Origin of the sequence: Fusicatenibacter saccharivorans (assembly GCF_027667425.1) — a bacterium.
GTDB lineage: Bacteria > Bacillota > Clostridia > Lachnospirales > Lachnospiraceae > Fusicatenibacter > Fusicatenibacter saccharivorans.
The window spans coordinates 51,175-68,165 of record NZ_JAQEGR010000005.1; the positions used below are offsets into that span (position 1 = coordinate 51,175).

Annotated in this window: 31 protein-coding genes, 1 tRNA gene and 1 pseudogene; all 33 read left to right on the forward strand. The window is 38.9% G+C overall.

Annotation, left to right across the window (positions count from 1 at the left end; genetic code table 11):
• The first annotated feature begins 67 nt into the window (after positions 1-67).
• The 33 genes and pseudogenes from PGS38_RS05800 (at position 68) to PGS38_RS05960 (ending at position 16,982) form a co-directional block, all read left to right on the forward strand.
• Entirely contained in the window at positions 68-487 is a 420-nt protein-coding gene (locus PGS38_RS05800; RefSeq protein ID WP_118640166.1) for a hypothetical protein, read from the forward strand.
• Between the two features lie 159 nt (positions 488-646).
• Positions 647-841, forward strand: a complete 195-nt coding sequence (locus tag PGS38_RS05805; protein WP_119208490.1) for a hypothetical protein — start codon at positions 647-649, stop codon at positions 839-841.
• Positions 831-1,229 (forward strand): hypothetical protein, encoded by a 399-nt coding sequence (locus PGS38_RS05810; RefSeq protein WP_147399554.1) that lies wholly within the window; start codon positions 831-833, stop codon positions 1,227-1,229. The genes PGS38_RS05805 and PGS38_RS05810 overlap by 11 nt, the downstream gene beginning before the upstream one ends.
• Positions 1,230-1,624: 395 nt before the next feature.
• A complete protein-coding gene (iscB, locus tag PGS38_RS05815) occupies positions 1,625-2,866 on the forward strand; it encodes an RNA-guided endonuclease IscB (protein ID WP_119208494.1) in 1,242 nt (413 codons plus the stop codon).
• A gap of 88 nt (positions 2,867-2,954) precedes the next feature.
• On the forward strand, positions 2,955-3,695 hold the full coding sequence (locus tag PGS38_RS05820) for a hypothetical protein (RefSeq protein ID WP_270476032.1): 741 nt from the start codon (positions 2,955-2,957) through the stop codon (positions 3,693-3,695).
• Between the two features lie 143 nt (positions 3,696-3,838).
• Positions 3,839-3,911: transfer RNA gene (locus PGS38_RS05825), tRNA-Gln, on the forward strand.
• A gap of 335 nt (positions 3,912-4,246) precedes the next feature.
• On the forward strand, positions 4,247-5,056 hold the full coding sequence (locus PGS38_RS05830) for a radical SAM protein (protein ID WP_238033634.1): 810 nt from the start codon (positions 4,247-4,249) through the stop codon (positions 5,054-5,056).
• A gap of 6 nt (positions 5,057-5,062) precedes the next feature.
• Positions 5,063-5,314 (forward strand): hypothetical protein, encoded by a 252-nt coding sequence (locus PGS38_RS05835; RefSeq protein WP_117802191.1) that lies wholly within the window; start codon positions 5,063-5,065, stop codon positions 5,312-5,314.
• 194 nt (positions 5,315-5,508) lie between these two features.
• Positions 5,509-5,688: a hypothetical protein gene (locus PGS38_RS05840; RefSeq protein ID WP_118640171.1), complete on the forward strand. Its 180-nt coding sequence runs from the start codon at positions 5,509-5,511 to the stop codon at positions 5,686-5,688.
• Positions 5,689-5,710: 22 nt separating this feature from the next.
• The gene (locus PGS38_RS05845) at positions 5,711-6,028 is read left to right on the forward strand and encodes a hypothetical protein (RefSeq protein ID WP_117802189.1); all 318 of its coding nucleotides are present in this window, start codon (positions 5,711-5,713) and stop codon (positions 6,026-6,028) included.
• Positions 6,029-6,353: 325 nt separating this feature from the next.
• On the forward strand, positions 6,354-6,524 hold the full coding sequence (locus PGS38_RS05850) for a hypothetical protein (protein ID WP_270476033.1): 171 nt from the start codon (positions 6,354-6,356) through the stop codon (positions 6,522-6,524).
• 59 nt (positions 6,525-6,583) lie between these two features.
• Entirely contained in the window at positions 6,584-6,748 is a 165-nt protein-coding gene (locus PGS38_RS05855) for a hypothetical protein (protein ID WP_158568357.1), read from the forward strand.
• A 1-nt stretch (position 6,749) separates the two neighbouring features.
• Positions 6,750-6,995, forward strand: a complete 246-nt coding sequence (locus PGS38_RS05860) for a hypothetical protein (RefSeq protein ID WP_117802188.1) — start codon at positions 6,750-6,752, stop codon at positions 6,993-6,995.
• A 22-nt stretch (positions 6,996-7,017) separates the two neighbouring features.
• Positions 7,018-7,302, forward strand: coding sequence for a hypothetical protein (locus PGS38_RS05865; RefSeq protein WP_117802187.1), 285 nt, complete (start codon positions 7,018-7,020; stop codon positions 7,300-7,302).
• Between the two features lie 8 nt (positions 7,303-7,310).
• The gene (locus PGS38_RS05870) at positions 7,311-7,985 is read left to right on the forward strand and encodes an ImmA/IrrE family metallo-endopeptidase (protein ID WP_118640173.1); all 675 of its coding nucleotides are present in this window, start codon (positions 7,311-7,313) and stop codon (positions 7,983-7,985) included.
• Between the two features lie 311 nt (positions 7,986-8,296).
• Positions 8,297-9,517, forward strand: a complete 1,221-nt coding sequence (locus tag PGS38_RS05875; RefSeq protein WP_270476034.1) for a hypothetical protein — start codon at positions 8,297-8,299, stop codon at positions 9,515-9,517.
• Positions 9,518-9,526: 9 nt separating this feature from the next.
• Positions 9,527-9,796 carry a hypothetical protein gene (locus PGS38_RS05880; protein WP_147343068.1) on the forward strand — a complete coding sequence of 90 codons (270 nt, stop codon included), beginning with the start codon at positions 9,527-9,529 and terminating at the stop codon, positions 9,794-9,796.
• Between the two features lie 15 nt (positions 9,797-9,811).
• Positions 9,812-10,204 (forward strand): hypothetical protein, encoded by a 393-nt coding sequence (locus PGS38_RS05885; protein ID WP_270476035.1) that lies wholly within the window; start codon positions 9,812-9,814, stop codon positions 10,202-10,204.
• Positions 10,205-10,509: 305 nt separating this feature from the next.
• Positions 10,510-11,121, forward strand: coding sequence for a hypothetical protein (locus PGS38_RS05890; protein ID WP_270476036.1), 612 nt, complete (start codon positions 10,510-10,512; stop codon positions 11,119-11,121).
• 41 nt (positions 11,122-11,162) lie between these two features.
• A complete protein-coding gene (locus tag PGS38_RS05895) occupies positions 11,163-11,414 on the forward strand; it encodes a hypothetical protein (RefSeq protein ID WP_117802180.1) in 252 nt (83 codons plus the stop codon).
• A 59-nt stretch (positions 11,415-11,473) separates the two neighbouring features.
• Complete coding sequence (locus PGS38_RS05900) at positions 11,474-11,662, forward strand: hypothetical protein (RefSeq protein ID WP_117802179.1); 189 nt, start codon at positions 11,474-11,476, stop codon at positions 11,660-11,662.
• Between the two features lie 115 nt (positions 11,663-11,777).
• A complete protein-coding gene (locus tag PGS38_RS05905) occupies positions 11,778-12,167 on the forward strand; it encodes a helix-turn-helix domain-containing protein (RefSeq protein WP_117802178.1) in 390 nt (129 codons plus the stop codon).
• Positions 12,161-12,508: an ASCH domain-containing protein gene (locus tag PGS38_RS05910; RefSeq protein ID WP_117802177.1), complete on the forward strand. Its 348-nt coding sequence runs from the start codon at positions 12,161-12,163 to the stop codon at positions 12,506-12,508. The genes PGS38_RS05905 and PGS38_RS05910 overlap by 7 nt, the downstream gene beginning before the upstream one ends.
• Positions 12,505-12,720: pseudogene (locus PGS38_RS05915) on the forward strand (single-stranded DNA-binding protein); the annotation flags it as partial. The gene PGS38_RS05910 and the pseudogene PGS38_RS05915, both read left to right, overlap by 4 nt.
• Positions 12,721-12,759: 39 nt before the next feature.
• On the forward strand, positions 12,760-13,107 hold the full coding sequence (locus PGS38_RS05920) for a hypothetical protein (protein WP_117802176.1): 348 nt from the start codon (positions 12,760-12,762) through the stop codon (positions 13,105-13,107).
• A gap of 166 nt (positions 13,108-13,273) precedes the next feature.
• The gene (locus PGS38_RS05925; RefSeq protein ID WP_117802175.1) at positions 13,274-13,948 is read left to right on the forward strand and encodes a hypothetical protein; all 675 of its coding nucleotides are present in this window, start codon (positions 13,274-13,276) and stop codon (positions 13,946-13,948) included.
• Positions 13,949-13,952: 4 nt separating this feature from the next.
• Positions 13,953-14,189 carry a hypothetical protein gene (locus tag PGS38_RS05930; RefSeq protein ID WP_270476037.1) on the forward strand — a complete coding sequence of 79 codons (237 nt, stop codon included), beginning with the start codon at positions 13,953-13,955 and terminating at the stop codon, positions 14,187-14,189.
• A 232-nt stretch (positions 14,190-14,421) separates the two neighbouring features.
• Positions 14,422-15,216 (forward strand): hypothetical protein, encoded by a 795-nt coding sequence (locus PGS38_RS05935; RefSeq protein WP_270476038.1) that lies wholly within the window; start codon positions 14,422-14,424, stop codon positions 15,214-15,216.
• A 3-nt stretch (positions 15,217-15,219) separates the two neighbouring features.
• Complete coding sequence (locus PGS38_RS05940; protein WP_117802172.1) at positions 15,220-15,429, forward strand: hypothetical protein; 210 nt, start codon at positions 15,220-15,222, stop codon at positions 15,427-15,429.
• Positions 15,430-15,628: 199 nt separating this feature from the next.
• Entirely contained in the window at positions 15,629-16,045 is a 417-nt protein-coding gene (locus PGS38_RS05945) for a hypothetical protein (protein WP_270476039.1), read from the forward strand.
• A 29-nt stretch (positions 16,046-16,074) separates the two neighbouring features.
• Complete coding sequence (locus tag PGS38_RS05950; RefSeq protein ID WP_117802170.1) at positions 16,075-16,254, forward strand: hypothetical protein; 180 nt, start codon at positions 16,075-16,077, stop codon at positions 16,252-16,254.
• A 21-nt stretch (positions 16,255-16,275) separates the two neighbouring features.
• The gene (locus PGS38_RS05955; protein ID WP_117802169.1) at positions 16,276-16,467 is read left to right on the forward strand and encodes a hypothetical protein; all 192 of its coding nucleotides are present in this window, start codon (positions 16,276-16,278) and stop codon (positions 16,465-16,467) included.
• A 236-nt stretch (positions 16,468-16,703) separates the two neighbouring features.
• The gene (locus tag PGS38_RS05960; protein WP_117802168.1) at positions 16,704-16,982 is read left to right on the forward strand and encodes a DUF5983 family protein; all 279 of its coding nucleotides are present in this window, start codon (positions 16,704-16,706) and stop codon (positions 16,980-16,982) included.
• The last annotated feature ends 9 nt before the right edge of the window (positions 16,983-16,991 follow it).

Here is a 16,991-nt window from a genome sequence, read left to right on the forward strand (position 1 = left end):
AACGAACTGTAACGGGAGAATATGATACAGACTAAATTGTTGAAGAAAGATAAACGAGGAAAAACGTATGGAGAATTTTGATCAGAAACCTATTTTCCGGTGCCTGATTTGCAATGGACACTTTGGAACTTTGGAGGAAAATGAATATGGACTTTGGGGACATATCATAGATCCAGAAGAAGCCGAACAGGCTGCCCGCGCCGCGGAGCAGAATGGTATGCAATCTGGTTCGAATACTGAGATGAGTCCTTTTTACTATGGCGGCACTACATTTTCAGAATGTTTTCGGGATTTTTTGGATACCGTTGAGGACTATAATTTTGTGCATGATCATCTGGATGACCCTTACGATGAGGACGACTATGATGATTATGATGAGGAGGAAAAAGATTTCTTCCCGGAGATCGTGGATCTGACAGCGGAAGAAATCGAAACTATGTTTGAACATGTTTTAGAAAGTTTCCGAAAAAAATATCCTGAAGAATAAGTTCTCCTTTTAAAAGAAAATAAATATTCGCAAAGCGTGGAATTTTAACAGAATTCCGCGCTTTTTTTCGTACGTGAGAAATTTTTGAAAGTGGATTTGCAATTCTATATAAGAGAGTGTAAATCAGCTCTCTAACGTTTGAAAAGGAGATGGAAGGTTATGGCACTTACACTTGGTGGAATTATTGGAGCTTGTGGACTTTTTTTCGGATTTTTGAGCTTGGTCTTGATGTGTCCAGGTCATCCAAGAGATCCGGAAGAGGATATGGAGCAGATGCGGTATCTTAGTGAGCAGATGCGGAAGAGGGCTGCCAGAAAAAAAAGCAAAAAAACGGTATTTCAAGATGAGCAGTGAAAGAGTAATGCAAGAAATATGTACAGTAACAGCATTAGGCGAAAACGCGCTAACCAGTATATCCTATGCCAAAGTGGCATTGCAGATGGCGGAAACGCAAAATGGTTGCCGCAAGATTGGTTTGGGATATTCTGGTGATAACGTACAATGTCATCTATGGATTAACACGGAGACATATTTGGCAAATGCTGAAGAATCAGTAACAAAGTTCTTCAGGTATCTCAAATGCTGTTTTTTACCTGAAATCGTGAAAGTGGGTACGAAATCATATTCTCGAAAGGAATGTCTGCAAGCTTTTTCAAAGGATACAGCAGAGCTAAGTAATTTAGAAATCCTGAGTACGAACATTTCAGAACTTTTGCAAATACTAATATCTCTTGGCGGATAGTTTCTTCATATAAAAAGAGGGATCTGAAAGCCTTGATTTTAGCGGGCTGAAGATTCCGAGAGATTATAAAATGTATAGTGACTAATTGTTAAGTAACCAAAAACATAGAAATATGCATTCAAATATAGATAAGAGTGGACACATGAAGTCTCTTATCTATAGCTTAACAATAGGTCTCAAGCCTAAGTGACTGCTACTGTCGAAAGACATGTTGCAGATAGGAACTATGTTAAGCAGTAAGGTAAAGACACACCTTTAGATGTAATCTTCAGTCTGAAGCTCTGTGAGTGCAAACCAGGAAACAATGCTAATGTCCTGCATTGATAACAGGGAACCACAGATCCTCTGCTTGACTTTGGCACGAAGAGAAATTCTCCGTAAGGAAGGTGTCAGAAATGACAAGTTATGCTTTTGTATTAGATGCGAATGGGAAACAATTAGCACCGGCAAAAGAACAAAAAGCATGGTTTCTTATCCGCAAGAAACGAGCAGCATTGGTTAGTAAATATCCAATGGTAATACAATTGAAGAAAGAAATTCCAGAAAATGAAATCTGTAAAGATGAGATTCGTTGTGGAATCGATGATGGTGGGCTTCATGTGGGTATTGCTCTGGTTCAGAAATGTAAAACGAAAAATAAAGTTGTTTTCAAAGGAACCATTGAGCAGCGCAATGATGTAAAGCATCTTATGGAAGTCAGGAGAAGCTATAGACACTATCATCGTTATCACAAAAGATATAGGCCGGCAAGATTCGACAATCGTAAATCGTCTAAAAGAAAAAAACGAATTGCTCCAAGTATCTTACAGAAACGACAAGCTATAATAAGAGTGATCCATTGGCTTAATAAGTGGATAAATATAACAAATTATTGGTTAGAAGATGTTTCTATTGATATTCGAGCATTGACAGATGGGTATAAACCTTATCGTTGGCAATATCAAAAATCTAATAGACTGGATGAAAATATCCGTAAAGCAGCTATTCTAAGAGATGGCGGCAAGTGTATGGAATGCGGAAAATTGAATTGCAGGTTAGAAGTTCATCATATTAAACCAAGAAGACGAAATGGTTCTGACACGTTAGATAATCTAATTACATTATGTAAAAGCTGCCATCAGAAAACGGAAGGCCAGGAAGAATTATATATGGATAGATATTTCTCTCTATTAAAATCTTCTGATCATAAAAACCTGAATTATGCACAACATGTAATGATTGGTAAAGAGTGGCTTAGAAAACAATTGTCCAGTTTGGGAGTATTATATCTGACAAACGGCGGAGATACAGCCAATAAACGCATTGACTGGAATATTGAGAAATCACACGCCAATGATGCTGTCTGTATTACGAATTTGCAGCCTGACACCTATGATATGAAAGAATGGACAGTGAAACCCATGCGTAGACAAAGCAAAGCGAAAACCGACAATGTTTTAGGAATTAAGCATAGAGATTTGGTTGAGTATACATTAAAAAATGGCGAAACTCACAGAGGATATGTAACAGCACTATACCCGGAACAAAAAGCGATTAATTTTCAAAGCCCAACAAAACATTGTAAAAAAGTTAATGCGAGGAAGTGCAAATTACTATGGAAATATTCAAAAATCTATTGGTTTGAGAATGCGAGCTAAACACGTTTGTCTATACTTAGACGTAATTAGTTATATTATTTCAAGGAGGTTTTTTATGTTATTAACAATCAAAACGCCGTATACCTGTATGGAATTTCAGGTTACATCCATGCAGGCACGACAACTTATCGACGAAGCATATCAGATGGCTGTTTCAACTCTGAATGAGGAGGATTCAAATAACCCGTTATTTTGTCCCCCGTTTGATCTTCCGGACGTTTCGGAATTCGATGAAGCCCCAGACAATTCAGAATTCGTTATCGGTCCGGCAGCGAGTAAAAACATTGAAGCTTTACCAGCAGTAGAGGATCTTTTCCAGCAGGATGTACCTTTTAGCTCTGAGATTGAATATCCCGATCCACTTTCAGAGGACCCTGCTCCGGTGGAACCTATTTCAGATCCAGATTCGCTTACCTATCCATTATCAGATGTTTTGAAAAAATTCCAACCGGAAACCGCAAAAGAAAAAGCTCCGGCAGCATCAGAAGAAGGAATTGAAGCTGCTACAAAGTCAGATGAAGATACAAAAACTGCTCCCGTTTTTTATAAGGGCATGTTGCTCATCCGGTGTCCAAAATGCGGGAATACCTGGGGTGCATGTTACCATGAAGCGATAAAGCAATGCCATTGCAAGTGTGGGAATGCAATTCCGCTGAAAGATTTGAAAAAGGTCTTCTTAAAATGTACTTGCGGAATGGCATATAAATACATGACAAATATTGAAGAGGAGCAGTTCCGTTTTCCGTGTTATGGATGCAAAAAAGAAATCCAGCTCTTCCGGGACAAGGACGCTTATTATACCGCTGGAAGAGAAGACACTGCGGAGTGATGTTAAAAATAACAGCTTCAAATCGCCAAAAGCAATCATAAACAAATATAAAAGGCTCAGCTTTTTTTCGTACGTGAAAACGAATCTAAAAATTTTTTATAATACTATGTAAAGAAGAACTTGTTGAGCCTTCTATCCATTACTGGGGTATGGCCAAGCGGTAAGGCACAGCACTTTGACTGCTGAACTGTGTCGGTTCGAATCCGACTGCCCCAGCTTTTCTCGCGCATCATAAATAGTCGCAATTTCGACTACTTTAGTCTTGGCTGATACTACAATATATGATGCAGAGAATACGTTTGATTCTGTCACAAATTCAGCATTAAGCAGAAGGAAATGTAGTATTTTCATATTAAATTCCAATCAATCAGTGTATGTTGGCGTATTTTTTGCAACATAACAGCCTTTTACGCAAGACTGCAGAACAAATATGCTGGCATAAATGCTGATACAAATGCGTTGCCATATAATATGGATGAAATTTATTTATCGAAAATGGTAATGGAATTGACTACATAGTCTTTACGCATACAATAAAAAGGAGGCGACTTATGATTATTGATGTTACCTATGCATGCAATATGGGCTGTTCCCACTGCATGTCAGATTGTACTCCGGATGGACTGCATATGCCCATACAGACCTTTCGAGATTCCTTAAACTTCCTGCAGACCTATAAGATCCCAACATGGAATTTTTCCGGCGGAGAAATGTTTGAGCATCCGCAGATCATGGAAATTCTGGATGTTTTAGAGTTCAAATGGACCCAGCTGGCATTTAGATGTCCCATATGTTTTATCACGAATGGGCGTAAATTAGCCCGGGACAGAGAAGTATATGCAAGGGTGACGCAGTTTATCAAAAGATATGGGAATCGTTTGGTACTGATTCAGGTTACAGATGATCCGCGCTTCTATCCAGATCCACTGTCTAAACAGGAAAAATATTGGTTGAATAAGCTGGGAGCCATCATTGAGGCGGTCCCGGGAAACCCGCAGAATCCGCAGAAGTGCTTATACCCGCAAGGCCGCGCCCTTCAGAATTTTCCAAATGCTGACTGGAATGTTATAGGCCCTAAGTGTGCAAATTGCAGGCTTCTTACTTTGCAGAATGTAAACTCCATTTCTCAGATGGTAACCTGCCTGCTCCAGCACGGTAAGGTTTGCACGCCGGTGATTGCTCCGAATGGCGGTATCAAACTGGGTGAATCGGCATTATGTCCTGAAGTGTCTAACATATATAAAAGTGAAGCGGCAATCATTCAGGACATTAGACAATGCACTTGCCAGAAATGCGAAATTGCATGGGATAACTTAAAGAAAGTTCATCCTACTGCGTACTATCTTTGTGGAGGAAAATAGGATAATATGGGAAGTAAAATGGACATTTTTTCAAAGGTTTCAGATGACAAAATGCTGAAAATCTATCATGATATGCTGGAAAGCAACATGATTGGTTCGAAAAGTACAATGATTAGGGCATATGCTAAAGAATTAGCAAGCGTGTATCCTTTCGAGACGAATGCACAGGCAATTGATTTGGCTGAAAAGCTGTTTTTTGAAGAGACAGCCAAAAGATTTTATGGTAGCATGGTGTCAGATAGGGAAAGACATATTTAGATTCCGGAAAGTATAGGAGCTGCAATGGGAAAGGCAAAAAGAAAAATGCGGCCGCAGCCGCCTTGGTGGTGGACGCTTGACAATGATAATTGCTGGTTCTGCAAAAACCGGAATAATTGCGGCGGATGTAAATTGTTAAAGCAACAAAGATCAGAATCCAGAGAAAAGCGTAGAAAAAAGTACAAGGAGAATCGATGAATTTAAGTAAAAAGTCGGAAAAGGCTATTGATATTGCTGGTCGTATAATGAGTGCCGTCCTAAGTTCCGGCATCGACAGTGACGAAGACGGATCTATTTCAGAGGCAATAGAAGAGTTATCACTCTTAAAAAACAAATGTTCAAAAGCAAAAGGACATGCTAAAAACGAAATATAATAATTTCAAGGAGGAATTGCACATGTATTTGGTAAAAACAACTAACGGTGATAAAATTTTAAATTCTGCAGATGCAGTAAAAAGCATAAAGAAAGAGGATATTGAAAAAATATATTTCTTAACGGAAGTTAATTACGATTCTGTGATTTCCAATGCTGACATAAGAGACTGTATTTATTCCTATTTGAAGGGTAAACAACTGTCTAAAGAAACCGTCGTGGACTATGTGGCCAGCGTATTAGACGTTAAGAAAAATGAAGTTTCAAAAGTAATTACTGCAATGAAGCGTGAAAAGATTATCTATGTTGAGAGAGATTATGGCAGTATAGGCATTGACTAAATTTGCCTTCTAAAGGAAGTGATTTTTATCAAGAAAAGCGATAAAGTAAGAATCATTCAATGGTATATAGCAGATCGTATCTATACGGAGAAAAATTTCAAAGAGATCCATGATCTGAAGCAGCTTGAGGAACTCGTCAGAACGGAAAAGAATATCTGGGGACTACGTTCAAGATGTAATCAGTGCATTTCTTCCAATACAGACTATTCTAAAAGATGTTTGGGTTGCACCGGATCTTACACCGGCGGACGCTCCGAAAAATCCGTAGATAACTATAAATTTTGCTATAGCTATTGGAAAAAATTTGCAGAAAGAGGTGAATCTAATGAATAATAAGCGTGCATCAATAGAGCTGATTGATGAGATGGCGAAAGTCAAAGACGACTTCAAAATTTTGCCTAAAGACATAATTGAAAGTATGCTGGAAGATATGACTGCCGAAGAAAAGGACATGTTGCTGCGGCTGTATATCTTTGGAACAAATATTGATCAGTAAACCAGAGGCAATTCTTACGTTAAATGAGGGTGATCTAAATTAAACGAGCGATAATTTTTATGGAAGTTATTTGTGACCAGTGCGGCGGGGTTGTATCGAGATATTACAACACCAGCAAAGATGTGAGTACCCTAAAGAAAATGGTCAAAAATTGGGCATATGACGAAAAATATGGCAATCTTTGCCCGGAGTGTCTGAAAAAGTTAAGAAAGGAAGCACAGTAAAATGGAAAAGCTGAAATTATATACCGTCACAAAGCCTAGTTCTGATGGTACTTTCGTGACTGGAGACATTATCTGGCTTTCTGCGAATGGAGATCTGAATAGCTGCAAAGGAAAGGGTTGGCTCTCAAAGGCAGAATGGGACGCTTCTGGAACCAATGACTTTGAAGTCGAGCCTTGCAAGACACACTATTTAGATGTCTCACGATGGAGCGAAACGGTCAGAGAAGTAGAAAACATTTCTAAATAAGATTACAAATGGAGATAGACAAATGGAAAGGAATAAATTGTATACGGTTACAAAAGCCAGTTCTGATAATGTAATTAGACTTGGAGATTTGATTTGGTTATCTGAAGATGACGTTTTACATAGCATTATGTATATGGGAACATGTTTAAGGAAAAATTGGGATATTCCTGGTCAAAATGATTTCCAAGTAGAACCTTGTGAAAAGTTTTATCTTGGTGAGTACGATGGTTTACCTATGCCCATTAGAAATAAAAATTATATTGTGACTGATGAAAAAATAATAGAGAAAGCGCAAAAGCTATACTGATTAATGAAATGAAAGACGTAAAGAAATATTTTCAGTTTTTACCATCGGACATAATTGAAAATATTTTAAAAGATTTAACCTTGACTAAAAAAGAGGTATTGCTGGAATTGTATATACACGAAAAGGAAAAAGCAAAAATGACGGATTATATAAGAAATATGATCAATTCTTTGGCCGAAGATATTTTAGATATATATAAAATCGGTTTCCGAGTTGATGATATAAACGATTTGGTTCAGAAACTGGGCGGATCTATCCAAATGAAAAAAGATTTTTCCTATGCTTCACTCGAAAAAAATGGAGATGGTTTTAAAATAATTGTATCTTCATATCAAGATGAACAGAGAAAACGTTTTGCTATCGCGCAAGAATTAGGGCATCTTTTTCTGCATATGGGGTACAAAACAAATGCTGAAATTTGGGAAAAACAAGCTGATAAAGTTCCGTTTCAAGAAAAAGATCCAGAAAAGGTGCGGCAGGCAAATGAGTTTGCAGCTGCTCTTTTAATGCCGCGATATATTTTTTTCCTTACTTTGGAAGCAGCGTCGGACATTGCAGAATCTGGAAAAAGAACTATTCATATGCAGGCAGTGGCGGACTTCTTCAATGTGTCGCTGAGTGCGGCATATACTCGAGCAAAGATTTTGGGATTATCTGAAAGAGCTTATTATGAGATGTCGTAAAACCTCTGGCTTTAGCATGGTGATATAAGATATAACCATCGAATTTACGCAGTAATGAAACCGGAAAACTCAACAATAATAGAAGGGCAAGCAGGACTAACGCAAAAAGAAATCAAATTCAGAATAAAAATGGGCAGGAACGGCATCTCAACGATTATAATAGAATTCCACAAACGATCCGCAGTTTTATGCGGGTCGTTTTGTTTTTTACCCTTTCTATAATTCTATATTTATCAGATCAATATAACGAAAGGAGCATACGAAAAAATAACGATCTGAAATATCAATTTGTCAATGAAAGGATAATAATCATGAGAGAAGTAGTTACTGAAAAAATTTTTAGTGGAGAAGAGGATCTTATTCAGATCTCCACAGAAGATCGGCTTTGGGATCTTGTTGAGAAGATGAAACGACTTGAAAAGTATATTCCATGTGTCATCAATGATGTCGCTGTAATTGGAATAGACAAGGAGCAGGAGCTGTTTTTGCAGGAGCAGTGTAGCAATATTGCTGTCAATCTGCATGGTTCCCCCCTGAAAGTCGGCAGCATCGACCCATATAAGCCTGAAAATGCTATCTGTATTCAAAAAGACGGCATGTTCCTTGCATATCCGGGTGAATACGGATATGAAATCCGTCCATTAATCTCTGTGGGATACATTTCTATCCTGAAACGACTTGAGATGGACTGCGGAGCAATGATGCGGTTTGATATCAAAGGTGGTGACCGTTTACCACTGCCAGTGCGTGAGAAAGGACAGATTTTGACAAGGGTAGCCCAGTTGAACTCGAAACTGTGCTATGTCATTACGCTGGATGGCTGCGTTCCCGGTGTCGTATCGGATCAGTACGTTCCATTGCCTTATATTGATCTTCTGAAAGCAATGAAAAAGGTTGTAACGAAAGAACATCCGGATCTGGAGTTTCACTCTGGAACGCTGTCTTTCGAATACCTGATTGCCAACTATTGGCTGAATGATCCGGTTATGGAGCAGTCATTAGCATTAACCATGAAAAATGCCGGATGTGACGTAAAATCCATAAGAGCTGGCATTCGTTTTTCTTCCTCGGACCTTGGGCTTTCCAGTGTATTCCTCAGTATGTTTCTGGAAATCAATGGCGTCTCAATGCCGCTTGGTACGGGAATTCAGATGGAACACAAAGGAGATAAAGCCTCTGTTGAAGTCTTTGAGGAGAAATGCGGAGAACTCGGATCGGTTCTGCAGGCGAATGAAGACCGGATTGAAGAATTAGGCAATATGGACGTAAAAGACGTTCCAGGCGTTGTTGCGACCCTGGTTAAGAAAAATGCTTTTCTGCCGAAGAAAGCGGCGGAGAAAGTCTTAGAAGATCTGCGGCTGCAGATGACTTCCGGAACAGGAATTGATGTTTATCTGGCACTCAACCAGATTATTCAGGTGCATTCTACCATGCAAAAGGTAAGTGATGAACGTTTTCTCGCTATGTCAGAAGGCGTAGCAAAACTGATTCACACAGATTTTTCAAAGGTAACTGTACTTGAGGAAGAATAGGTGAATGTTATGAAAAAGAACAAATTGGCAGGAAAATTTTCACTCCTGCATCGCTTGAATACCGATACAGTGATTATCGGACTGCTCCCAGGCATCAATGTAAACGAATTAACCTCAACCGATTTACGATATCTGGCCGCCTTTTATCTTGGTGGCGCAGTATATCGAAATAGTATGGTTACAGGTAAAATTTTCAAGGATTACTGCGGACCATCTAAATATCCGATCGGGAACTATGCGAAAGTCTTGCAAGTCACTGCGAAAAAATATAGTCATTAAAAAGGATATTTAGCTATGGCAAAGCCAGAATACGCTATTCGTGAAGTGAGTTTAGCAGAAGTGATACTTTTTCTTCTAAGTGCAATCATCCTTGCGGCTTATCACTTTGACTACAGAGTGGCTACATACATAATCTTTCTGGATTTTTTTCAGTCGTTCAAGATTATCGTGGCATTACGCCAGCTTATGGAAACGAAAAGGCATCAGAAAATGTTTGGCAGCTTACCGGATGCCTATTATTATGATTCGCTCTTAATGCGAAAATATAACTGGATCTGGACCAATATTCTCATATCTCTTTTAGCGATTGCCGCTGCAACGTGTTTATTTTCTGCAGGTTTTCAGACAATGGTAAAAAGATTTTTGAGACTGCTGTTTTTCTTTCTGGAAAGACTGGATAGAATTTGATTTATGAAAATGGGGAAAATGAGCCTGCTCCAAGCAGGCTCTATCCTGATTGGAGGACAAAATGTCAGATTTAACGCATTTATTTACTATTGGGCAGCCTGTTCGATGCCGGCTGGATGAAAAGTTTTACAATTCCAGCAGGCTCACATATCGAGGAACAGTTAAGGAGACATATCCGGATCATATTATCGTGGATATTCCCGAGATTTCGAAACATTGCTGGTTCGAAAATGACTTCAATATGGACTGCGTGTATCCGGAATATAATTTTCAAGAATACCAAATATGATGAAAGGAAGTACCATATGGACTTAGAAAGAGTATTATACAAAAAAATGACCAAAGATGAGCTGATTGATAAGCTCATCGCTTATAAAAATATCGAATGCCATGATCGGGCAATTGCACATGAATTTCTTTGCATGCAAAAAGAAGATCCGTCACGAATGAATTTCGTTACGCATCGACTCACGGATATTGCTGATCCGAAGAGGGTAGCAGAAGAAATCCGCCGCGTAAAAGCTGAAAGAACGGCCTCTGCGCAACAGCCTATAAAGGACGAGCTTACCGACACGATCCCTGTTTATGTTACTCTCTATAAAAATATTCGGTTCAAAAAGCGTTTTGATGTTACCCTGGATCAGTTAGAGAGACTTAAAGAAGAGAATTCGGCAGAGAGCAAAGAGGTCCCTATTACACTCCTGGATGAAACACTGAATCTTATGGATGCGACGTTAGATGCACTTAACGCCACCAACGAAGCTGATCTGGGTTATGAACTCGAATATTCTTTTTCGTATGGTGATCCAGAACAGCCCTTAGATGGTTCTGAAACTGAGGAAGAGGTTCCGGTTGCAGAAGCAGATGATTCAGATGTAAACAGTGAGATGGAGTCCGTGCTGTTTGATTGGCATTAATCACTCTATGTTGTATTAGAAAGAAAGGAAAAAATATTAATATGGAAAATGATATTAAAACAATCCCTGTTCGCATTACTGTAGAAAAAACCATACGGTTTGAAAGATGTCTCGATGTTACTCCAGAACAACTGGAAGAAATTAGGGCTGGAGAAAGTCCATTAGTAAATTCACTGCTGGAGCATTTTGATCTGGAAGTGAAAGAATCTCTAGCGAAAGAATCTCTGGATCAGGAATTGGATTATTCTGTGGTAAACAGAGATACAGAACAGGTTTTGGTTGATTGGGAGTAATTATTTTCATGCGGCCCAAAATTTAGTAATGCAAAATATTAAAAGAAAGAGGTATAAAGATGTCTAATTCTAACAGAATCACAAGAGAATCCATAGATTCCATTATTGAGGAAATTATGGGAATTTCCGATTGCGATTGGCTTTCAGAAGATTCAAAGCCAAGAGAAATTGAAAGAATTTTAGTCGATGCCGGAATTGTTGAAGTAATTGAGGCGCCTGTTGAAGGTTCTGGAAAGTCCGCTGACTGAAATTTGAAAAGTACATATAATAATTTTTTACGAAAGGAGTTTTACCCAGAACGGATGTAAGAAGTGTTTATTGAAACATACGAATTTGCTGGATAAATCAAGGGAGGACTGACGCATGGTGGTGAATGCAAAATGTAATCTCTGTAAAGAACCTACGAAATACGTGGCAGGGTTCTTCGATGGACCAAGGGGCAGGCACGGATGCCTGTTTGATTGCAAAAATGAGCAGTGCGAGGTTTATCAAGTGAAGAGATTTACAGAGTCAGAGGCAGTCAAGGAAAGAATAAAGATTCAGAACTTGAACAGTCAGAAGGGAATGTATGCAGGCTATATTGCAGCACTGAGGAAAGATGCCAAAATAACAATGATGAAAATGTCGCAGATTGCTGGATGTAGTCCGGCAGAGTACAGTTCCTACGAACGCGAGAAGAAAGAGTTCGATCCGGAAATATACCGGAAATGTGAAAAATATCTGAAAGAGAAGGAAGGTGGAGAGCGATGCTGACGCTGCCAATAAAAAAGAAGTGGTTTGATATGATCGCCTCCGGAGAAAAGAAAGAGGAGTACAGAGAAATCAAGCCGTATTACGACAGCAGGTTTATGAATGCGTTCGGTTTTCTCCTGGTTGGAGGTCAGATGGTATATGGAGATGCAGCACCGAAAGAAATCCGGAAGCCGTGGCCGGTACCAATAGTATTTAGAAATGGCTATTCCGAAGAGTCTCCGGAAATCATCTGCAAATGCACATTACATTTTGGAAAAGGCAAGCCGGAATGGGGAGCTGAGCCGGGAAAGTTATACTACGTGTTAAAAATACAGGAAATCGAGAAAGGAGCAGGACAATGAACAAAGTAATTTTAATGGGTCGCCTCACACGTGATCCGGAAGTTAGATATACTCAGGGAGAGCAGGCTATGGCAGTAGCGAGATACACCCTGGCAGTTGACAGAAGAGGAAAAAACCAGGAAAACTCAGCAGACTTCATCCAGTGCGTTGCATTCGGCAAGGCGGGAGAGTTCGCTGAGAGATACCTGCATAAAGGGACGAAAACCATAATGCCGCAGAAATTCGATTTAAAAATACAATAGGAGGATTTAATGCGAGAAATTGATATTATCAAAGAAGATATTCGGTGCTGTGATGATTTTGATGTGTATCCAAACGATTCCATCAACATCACATATGAACTGTGGTTTGATGTGGACAAATATTTCGGAACACATACTCGTGAATCATCTAGTTGGATCAATTTCTATACTTTCTATCATAAGGACGGAAGGATCACAGCAATGTACGAAATAGACTACGATGACCACATGGAATCTTTTGATTGGGAATTGACAGCGGAAGAGGAATTCTTTTTCCGCAACATGATGAACAGATATTGTAACAAATTATATGGTTGCTCCGTACCGGCGTTATGGAGCGAGCGTGAAACAACATAAGTATTACCATGGATAAGGGACCAATTTGGTCCCTTATTTTATTTTCTGCAATATTCCATATTCTATCTCTATCAGAACCATTATTCAAGAAAGGAGTGTAACAATACCACGTTCTGAAAAACCATATGTCACTACTGGAAAATATTCATTTTAAAAGGAGACGGATATGAAAACATTATATTTTGAGGCTGCTGGCTGTTATATTCTGCACAACGATGTTGAGAGCGGAAGAATCAGAACTGCTTTTACAAACAGAGACGGAAAAAAGGTGTACATTGAATTGATATGTGGCTGCAAAAGTTTAGCAATAAAAAAAGAGGATAAATCTGGAAAAGATATGCGGGAAAAATGGATTATAAAATCCGAATATGGATATATGTTTTGTGATTCCTGCCATTATATCACAGATGATCCCAAAATCAATGATTGTATGGAATCCCGTCTGCCGTGTGAGCGGAATTTGTATATTGAAAAGGTGAAATATACCAAAGAAAATATTCTGAACTTTGTAAATACCTATTGCAATGCTGATTTTGAAGAGGTTGTCGTGTTACATAATCTTGCCGGATATCGTGTATTCTCTGACTGTCAGAAAAAAGGCACTTCTGCAGCATATCGTTATGGGGATGAATTCCCGTATGATGCCGAATTGACCCTGAAACGCAGAAAAAAAGTAGAAGAGATGAAGAAAGAGTTTTGCGAATTGTTTCACCAGCAACGCGATAATACCAGCTACTGGGTTGATGATCTCGGACAGTTAAATGTCAAAATCAACACCTATCAGACAGCATTGGATGCGGCAAACTGGACCAAGGGCAGACATTTCATTGTGGAGGTATAAAAAAATGAAAAAACGTAAAATAACCTATTGCTATTTGATGGAACGTAAATCTGACGGAAAGAAGTTTGTTACTTTTGGAAATTTCAGGGAAGCATGGAATAAACCTGCCAGCCTGTACGATTTTGTAACGAAAATGTATCTCTATCCACAAGAAACACCGTTCGGTTTGTGCGCACACATCTCAAACGGTTTACGTTGTGATCGGGAGCTTTTCAAAGTAATTCAGCAGGCCGCTCTTTGATCAAACAGATTGGAAAGGATTAAAATCATGATGACGAAAGAAGAATTTAGCCGAACAAACTGGAAAATGTCATATGAGCAATACCAAAAATGCTATTGCCCGGAATGCAGTAAAAAAGGTTGCCAGCACAGAAATGCTTACAGAAGAGTTCCATCGATTGATGGCGGCCTCACTCTCTGCCCTAAGCTGAGATCTGACAAATAATAAGATTTTCGAAAGAAATGAGGTAAATATGGGAATTAAATATCATCAGTATGGATGCGGCAATGATTATGGGGATGATCATTACCTTACAGATAATTGGAATCCAGATTATGACTATGGATCACAATACGTTGAAGTTTACTTCAATATCAATACTCCGTCATATATGCATGACAAAGATCCTTCCGTCTTTGGATTTGCATCGGACGAAGCGCGAGATGAGTGGTATGCTGCAGCAAGCAAAGTGATCGCATCCTTTGACATTCTGGAGGACAGCGGGTATAATGTTGAAAACAGCGCTGAAAAACGTGCTTACTTATATCCCCATCCACAGCAAATTAGTGGAGTCATTCTTAAAAATGATGTCAGAAAAGTGGCAGAAGCGATTGAATGTATGTCACTGTCTTCCATTCGCTGGGTGGATTTGTATGATACCGTATATGTGCTTTCTGACGAAGCATATGAGAAGTATCTTATGTTTAAGGATGAAGCCCTCAAAAAAGATCTGTTTGACGTTTGCCAAACTCCGAGAATCACACGATTCTATGATGCAATCGAAATCAGCAGAGCGCTTGCGATGAAGCATCGCTTGAAAAGACTGGGAATAAATGATGGAAGAAATTACGGATCTGGTCAAACAATAGACCATATCATGCGATTAATGCAGAAGATGTCTGAAGATGGGCTGCTCGTTATGACTTCTCCTAGTGGTGAAGAAACGTACGTCCGCAGCCTGAATAAAACAGAGCTTAAAAAGTGGATTCGTTCCCATATGATGCTGATCGAACAATACCGTTTTTTGTGGAGCAACCGGAAAGGATAACATATGAAAGATTGTGAAATTGCAAATATTCTGTATAATTTGAGTACAGATATGGACGCTGATGACTATGCTGACATCTATGATATAGAGGTTCAAGAGATTGAAAAAAGTATCTATAAGCTGAAAGAAAGCCATGATATTCTGTATCCTGTCTTAGTTTCGATCGCAGAAACGCATAAGGATATGTTCGATTTTTGTAAAGACCAAAATTAATCAAACACATATTATTTGATAAACCGCGCCGAATATTGGCGCGGTTTTCTTTATCCCAACGATTTAAAGATTACAAAACAGAAATATTATTTTAGCTCTCTTTGCTAATTCTATACACATCAGGACAATCTATAAGAAAGGAGAAGAAAAATACACGTTCTGAAATACATTATGTCAAAGAAAGGATATTAAAAGTAGCATGAATTTCACATCGACATCCGAAATCAAAGCACGGGTATATGAGCTGTATCTTACTGAAGATCAGGAACTTAACTCCAATTTTTTTGATTTTCATGTAAGAAATTTAAGATCTACATTGCTTAAAACATATGCGGAAATTCAAAAAGCAATCAATGGAGATGCCGTGGTACTCTTGAAAAACAGCATAGAAACCAGGCATGGTTCAGAGATTCAGGTAAATGGAATTCTGAGTTCATGGAAAGAAATTGGGGAAATTTACGCTGAAAATCGTAATGGACTTTATGACGGAAATTATAAGGAATTTCTGGAAGAATACAATGGTAAGGAAAATTTTACGGGATTATATCGGCTAATGGACCCAGTGTACACAGATTCTAAGTCCATTACTGGTGTTAAGCTGGATTTTATTTGGTAATACAGGATCATTGACCTGGAGGAAATTTTATGGCAAAAGTAATTAATATTAAATGGGAAACTGATGGATATGAAATCGATCTGCCAAACGAAGTCACTATTCCGGATTGCTTCATGGATTCGGATGCAGGTCCGGATGTAGATGCTATATCAGATTGGCTTTCTGATATGAGCGGCTGGCTTCATGACGGATTTGAGATTGTCGAATAAGGAAAATGGAGGAAACACAATATGGGAGCGTTTTCATGGCTGCGAGCCGAACGAACGACACAACGAAAAAATATTGCCGTTGGTGATATTTATAAAATTTTGATTCCTCAAGAATTTGGCGGCGGATTCATAAGGGATGAATATTGCGGTTCAGGAATCGTGTTTGGAGATGACTGGGATCATATGGCCGATTTATATGGAATTTTGGCCTAGCTGAAGACTATTATGTTTTTTCTGAGATCAGACCGATTTCAGTTGACGAATATTTAGCTTCTACAAAAACCTCTGTTGGATTAGCTATCAATCCTGACAAAACCATAAGCGATTAAAAAACTGAACTTTTAGAATGTGGCCTTTCACCGGAAGAACTTGATTGGCTTGAGCCTTAATTACAAATTTTCGGCAGCCATTCAAGTAACTCAAAATTTTCAGCAGAAGAGGACAATTATATGATCAAAAAATATTTGGAGTTATGCACAAGCCATCTTACGGAAGAAACTGTGAATAGTTTAAATACAGTCCAGCCTCCGTATAGTTATCAATACCCCTATGGCGTTTTTATTATCGTTCCGGATAGAAGCAGCGAAGAGGAGTTCGCGGATTTTTTCCAAGCCCTCCCAAATGATCTGCAAATTGTGCTGAAGTACGCGTACGAACATGATATCGAGTTGATCCTTTTGGATTCCGATGCGTGTGAAACAAGTGAGCTTCCTACATATGAGTGGTAATAGCAGACG